The 4,793-nt window shown below is 67.3% G+C and carries 8 protein-coding genes; 3 read left to right on the forward strand and 5 right to left on the reverse strand.

The features are described from left to right. The 4 genes from ACYDAT_RS15615 to ACYDAT_RS15630 all read right to left on the reverse strand — a co-directional run. Positions 1-1,024: hypothetical protein (locus ACYDAT_RS15615; protein ID WP_461451311.1), on the reverse strand; the 1,024-nt coding region annotated here is incomplete at its 3' end. A gap of 99 nt (positions 1,025-1,123) precedes the next feature. Further along, on the reverse strand, positions 1,124-1,432 hold the full coding sequence (locus ACYDAT_RS15620) for a type II toxin-antitoxin system RelE/ParE family toxin (RefSeq protein ID WP_461451313.1): 309 nt from the start codon (positions 1,430-1,432) through the stop codon (positions 1,124-1,126). Beyond that, a complete protein-coding gene (locus tag ACYDAT_RS15625; protein WP_461440884.1) occupies positions 1,417-1,614 on the reverse strand; it encodes a hypothetical protein in 198 nt (65 codons plus the stop codon). Before ACYDAT_RS15625 ends, ACYDAT_RS15620 begins: the two co-directional genes overlap by 16 nt. A gap of 116 nt (positions 1,615-1,730) precedes the next feature. Further along, entirely contained in the window at positions 1,731-2,135 is a 405-nt protein-coding gene (locus tag ACYDAT_RS15630; protein ID WP_461451315.1) for a hypothetical protein, read from the reverse strand. 37 nt (positions 2,136-2,172) lie between these two features. Between ACYDAT_RS15630 and ACYDAT_RS15635 the strand changes: the two genes are divergently transcribed. Together ACYDAT_RS15635 and mscL are read left to right on the forward strand one after the other, a co-directional pair. Then, the gene (locus tag ACYDAT_RS15635) at positions 2,173-2,856 is read left to right on the forward strand and encodes a fumarylacetoacetate hydrolase family protein (protein WP_461440203.1); all 684 of its coding nucleotides are present in this window, start codon (positions 2,173-2,175) and stop codon (positions 2,854-2,856) included. Positions 2,857-2,939: 83 nt separating this feature from the next. Next, positions 2,940-3,335 (forward strand): large-conductance mechanosensitive channel protein MscL, encoded by a 396-nt coding sequence (mscL, locus tag ACYDAT_RS15640; protein WP_461440202.1) that lies wholly within the window; start codon positions 2,940-2,942, stop codon positions 3,333-3,335. A 9-nt stretch (positions 3,336-3,344) separates the two neighbouring features. On the opposite strand, the gene ACYDAT_RS15645 is transcribed toward mscL, so the two are convergent. Beyond that, complete coding sequence (locus ACYDAT_RS15645) at positions 3,345-4,142, reverse strand: TrmH family RNA methyltransferase (RefSeq protein WP_461451317.1); 798 nt, start codon at positions 4,140-4,142, stop codon at positions 3,345-3,347. A gap of 185 nt (positions 4,143-4,327) precedes the next feature. Between ACYDAT_RS15645 and ACYDAT_RS15650 the strand changes: the two genes are divergently transcribed. Then, a partial coding sequence (locus ACYDAT_RS15650) for a macro domain-containing protein (protein WP_461451319.1) occupies positions 4,328-4,793 on the forward strand: 466 nt, incomplete at its 3' end.

The following is a 4,793-nucleotide window of genomic DNA, read 5'->3' on the forward strand; positions in this document are numbered from 1 at the left end:
TTGGAACGATGTTATCAGCAGCACTGCCATTTGCAACCTCGCTGAGTGCTGCATCCCCAGGTACTCCAACCGCACCCAGCAGCAAACCAGCACCCATTTCTCCGGCGTCTGCCGCCGCCTGCTCACTGCCTCCGAGAGCGCGTGTCAACGGGATGCCAACGCCCAAGACGGGGCCTGCTGCAAAGTAGGCGATGTTGTTCAAGTTCGCCTGGTACGCCTGCTCGGCTGCCGGATTATAGGCCTGCATGAGCGGCCCTTGAGGCGGCGGGGTGAACCCGGTGCTGAGCAGAAAGCTCTTGAAGGACTCTGCGTTCGCCTGCTGCATCTGCGCCTGCAGTTGCTCACCGGCCGCGCTGTTGGGATTGGTATCCGCCAATTGCATCTGCAGAGCCGAGAAGCCCATCGCAGCGGGCGCATCCATCATCTGCTGCAGCGACTGTTCCTGGCCGATGCCGGCGATGGTGCCCCACAGCGCCGCCTCCGATTGCACGCTCGCCGTCGCCTGCGCCGCCTGGTACGTGGCGTTGGCCGCGTCATAGCTCAGCTGCGCGGCATCGGTGACGATCTCATCGCTGCCGGGCAGGTTCACCACCTGGCCTTGCTGCAGCACGGTCTGGCCGTTGTTGGCCGAGATCGCCGCCTGCACCCACTGCTCGATCGCGGCATTGCTGGCGTTGGGGCCGAGTACCGACTGCGCCACGCCCCACCAGCCTTGCGCGCCGGCGCTGCCGACGGTGGTGGTGCCACCGCTGAATCCGCTGAAATCCAGGCTCGGGTTCTGCGCCAGGTTCGGCACGTCCAGCGAGGGCGTGCCGATGTCCTGCGCGATCTGCTGGCTGATGTCGGCGTTGCTGACCGGGATGCCGTTCTCGGGGGTGGACGCGCCAGCCGGCTGCTGCGCCTGACGGTAGGCATCGATCCCCGCGATCGCATTCCCCAGCGCGTTGCCGAACACACTCGACCGACGTGCACTTCGCCGCCGATGCGCGTGTTTTCGTTGGCGTGTCAGCACGTTGGCGAGCATCGCGGTCGATCCAGTGCGTGCGCTCCAGCTCGGAACTCCCGAGGTGCGTTTTCGGCTACCACGCAGTGCTTTCCGATGCGCCACATTCAGCGACGTCGCTCAGCCCTCAAACCGCTCGCCGATCGATTCCAGCAAGCGCCGACCATGCAGCACCGCCAACACCTCGATGCGGTCGGGACGCACTTCGTAGATCAGGCGGTAGCTGTAGAGGAAGCGCTCGCGCACTTGCACGTCGCCCAACTCGGGCACCACGCGCCCGCCCAGCGGATGCGCGGTGATCGACTCGCCCAGCTCGAGCAACCCTTCCACCACGCGTTGCGCGTGATGCGGCGAGTCGCGACCGATGAACTGGGCAATCGCGTCGATGTCGTCGAGCGATTCGCTCGACCAGATCAGTGTGGCAGCCATCGCGCCAATCGCTCGCGCGCCTGCTCGTGGGTATGGCCGTGCCCCGCGGCGATGTCCGCCCGCCCGCGCTGGATTTTTTCCAGCACGTACACGTGGTACTGGATGTCTTCCAGCGTGGCGTCGTCCGGCAACTGCGCCAGCAACTGCGCGACTTCTTGCTTCGAGGTCACAGGCAGACTCATGGCGGACTCCAGGGCGGTGGCGATCATGTTACGCGATCCCCGGCTCAGGCATCCTCTTCGGCGCTCTCGGCATCGAGCACATCGTCATGTCGTCAGCCGTCGGTACGACCGAGGATCTACCCCTCTCCGTCATAGCTGTACACGCGCGTGGTCGCGGACACCGTGCCGCTGAACAACTGCTCGGTCTGCTGCACCGCGATGCGCTGGCCCAGCGTGTCGGGCAGCGAGGTGTCGGTCGCCGGGGTGTAACCGCTGCCCGCGGTGGCCTGCTCCAGATAACCATCGCGCTTGAGGTAGCTGACCGTGTAGATGGCCGTGAACTGATTGGGTACCGTGTAGCTGTAGCTGGTCAGGTTGCCTTCGGCGTCGTAGCTCTGATTCGTCGTCGCGCTGGCCGGGCTGAGCTGGCCGAATGTGGGGCCGGTGCGCGACGCGCTGGAACGGAAGCGCGGCGCACGGGCCGCCCGCCGATGGTGCCGCGGGATGGTGGAAACAGGCTGCACACACAGGTGGCGCCTCATTTAATTTAAAGTGTCTCCCCCGGCAGCGGATTTCCCCATGGACTTCCTGTTCACTCCACCCGCCCCCGTCAGCCTGCCGATCCAGGGCAGTGGCGCGCGGTTTCCGGTGCATCGCGTGTACTGCATCGGGCGCAACTATGGCGACCATGTGCGCGAGATGGGCGGCGACAGCGCGCGCTCCAGCCCGGTGTTTTTCATGAAGCCGAGCGACGCGCTGTGGCTGGACCCCGAGGTGCCGTACCCTAGCGTCACCGGCGATTTGCACCACGAGGTGGAGATGGTGGTCGCGCTGGCGCGCGGCGGCCGCGACATCGCCGTCGCCGATGCCTTGGCATGCGTCCACGCTTATGGCGTGGGCCTGGACCTGACGCGCCGCGACTTGCAGGCGCGCGCCAAGGCCGATGGCGCGCCGTGGGACAGCGCCAAGGGCTTCGACGCCTCGGCGCCGGTCTCGGCGCTGTGCGCGGCGAGCACGTGTGGTCATCCGCAGCACGCCGCGCTGAACCTTGAAGTCAACGGCACGCCGCGCCAGCACACCGACATCAGCGACATGATCTGGGCGCTGCCGGAAATCATCCACGAACTCTCGAAGCTGTGGACGCTGCAGGCCGGGGATGTGATTTTCACCGGCACACCGGCCGGCGTCGGCCCGCTTGTACGCGGCGATCGCTACCGCGCCAGTCTTGGTGAGATCGCCAGCCTCGAAGGGCGTATGGTCTGAGGCATTGGCAACCTCTGCCAATGATCACGCTATCGGGCTAATCTCGCGGCACCGCACTCCGCGGCACTTGGGGAGAGTGGCACATGGGAATGCTCGGCGAGTTCAAGCAATTCGCCATGCGCGGCAATGTCATGGACCTTGCCGTGGGCGTGGTGATCGGCGCGGCTTTCGGCAAGATCATCACCGCGCTGGTGGACAATGTGATCATGCCGCCGATCGGCCTGCTCATCGGCGGCGTGGATTTTTCGGCGTGGAAATGGATATTGCGCGCGGCTGAGCCGGGGCATCCCGAGGTAGCCATTGCCATCGGCGTGTTCATCAACACCGTCCTCCAGTTCGTGATCATCGCCGCGGCTATCTTCATGATGGTGCGCGGCATCAACCGCCTGACCCAACCCAAGCCCGCCGCAGCCGGTCCACCGCCGCCGCCGGCTGATGTGCAGTTGCTCACCGAGATCCGAGATCTGCTGAAGAAGTAAGCGCGCCGCTCAAGCCGGCGCCACGGCAACATGGCGCCGGTACCACTCGGAACACAGCACCGCCGCCGCCGCGGATACATTCAGGCTTTCCACCGCGCCGCTGCCGGGGATGTGCAGGCGCAGGTCGGCCGCCTCCTGCAGTGCGCCGGGCAGACCCGCGCCCTCGGCGCCCAGCCACAGCAGCATGCGCGCCGGCAGCTTGGCCGCGTACACCGACTGCGCGCGATGCGGTGTGGTGGCGGCCAGCGCGAAACCGGCGCCATGCAGTTGCGCCAGCGCCGACTCGCGGTGCTCGAGGCGCAGCACCGGCACCGCTTCGGCGCCGCCCTCGGCGATGCGCAGCGCGGCGGGCGACAGCGTCAACTCGCTGCCCGGTGCCAGCAGCACGCCGGCGACAGCGAAGTGCGCACTGCTGCGTAATAGCGCGCCGAGATTGTGCGGATTGCCCACGCCCTCCAGCCACAGCAGCAGCGCCGGGCCGGCGCGCAAGTCACGCAGCAATGCATCGAGATTCAATACGGGCGCGCGCAGGAACGCGCAGCACACGCCTTCGTGGTGATCGCTGCCGCTGAGTTTGGCGATCTCCTCGGCCGCGACCACGCGATAACCGATGCGCTGCCGCACGCACCAGGCCAGCATGGGGCGCAGCTCGCGCTGGCGCTCGACGGTGAGCCACAGCTTGCGCAAATCCTGCGGTCGCCGCGCGAACGCGGCGCGACAGGCGTTGAGCCCCACCATGCGCTGTTCCGCCGCGCGCGCGGCGGCTTGCGGCGCCGGGCGACGCGGATCGGAAGGAGACATCGGCATGCGCGGATTATAGTGGCGCCGGCTTGGCTGCTGCGGGCGTTCCAGGCGATGGCGCGGGTCCGCCAAGGACGCGCAGCGCGCGAAGGAATCGCTTGGATCACTCTCTACCGCTACTGCTGTCTTTGCGTTGCTTTGCGCACTTTGCGGACACAATCAGGCATTCCAGGCATCGCGCCATGACCCAGATGATCCTGCGCATCGCCGATCTCACCACGCTCGATGTCGATGCCATCGTCAATGCCGCCAACCCCGCGCTGCTCGGCGGCGGTGGGGTCGATGGCGCCATCCACCGCGCCGCCGGCCCCGGGCTGCTGCGCGCCTGCCACGCCTTGCCCGAAGTCGAACCCGGTGTGCGCTGCCCGACCGGCGAAGCGCGCGTGACGCCGGGCTTCGGTCTGCGCGCACGCTGGGTGGTGCATGCGGTCGGCCCGGTCTGGCGCGGCGGCCATGCCAACGAGGCGCGACTTCTGGCGGCCTGCTACCGCAGCAGCATGCTGGCGGCGGCGCAGGCCGGCGCGCGCGGCGTGGCGTTTCCGGCGATCAGTTGCGGCGTCTATGGCTACCCCTATGCGCAAGCCGCTCATGTGGCGCTGGTCGCGCTGCGCGCGTGCGTCAGTGATGTGGTGACACGCGTGCTGCTGTGTTCCCGCA

This window comes from Metallibacterium sp. (assembly GCF_054637675.1).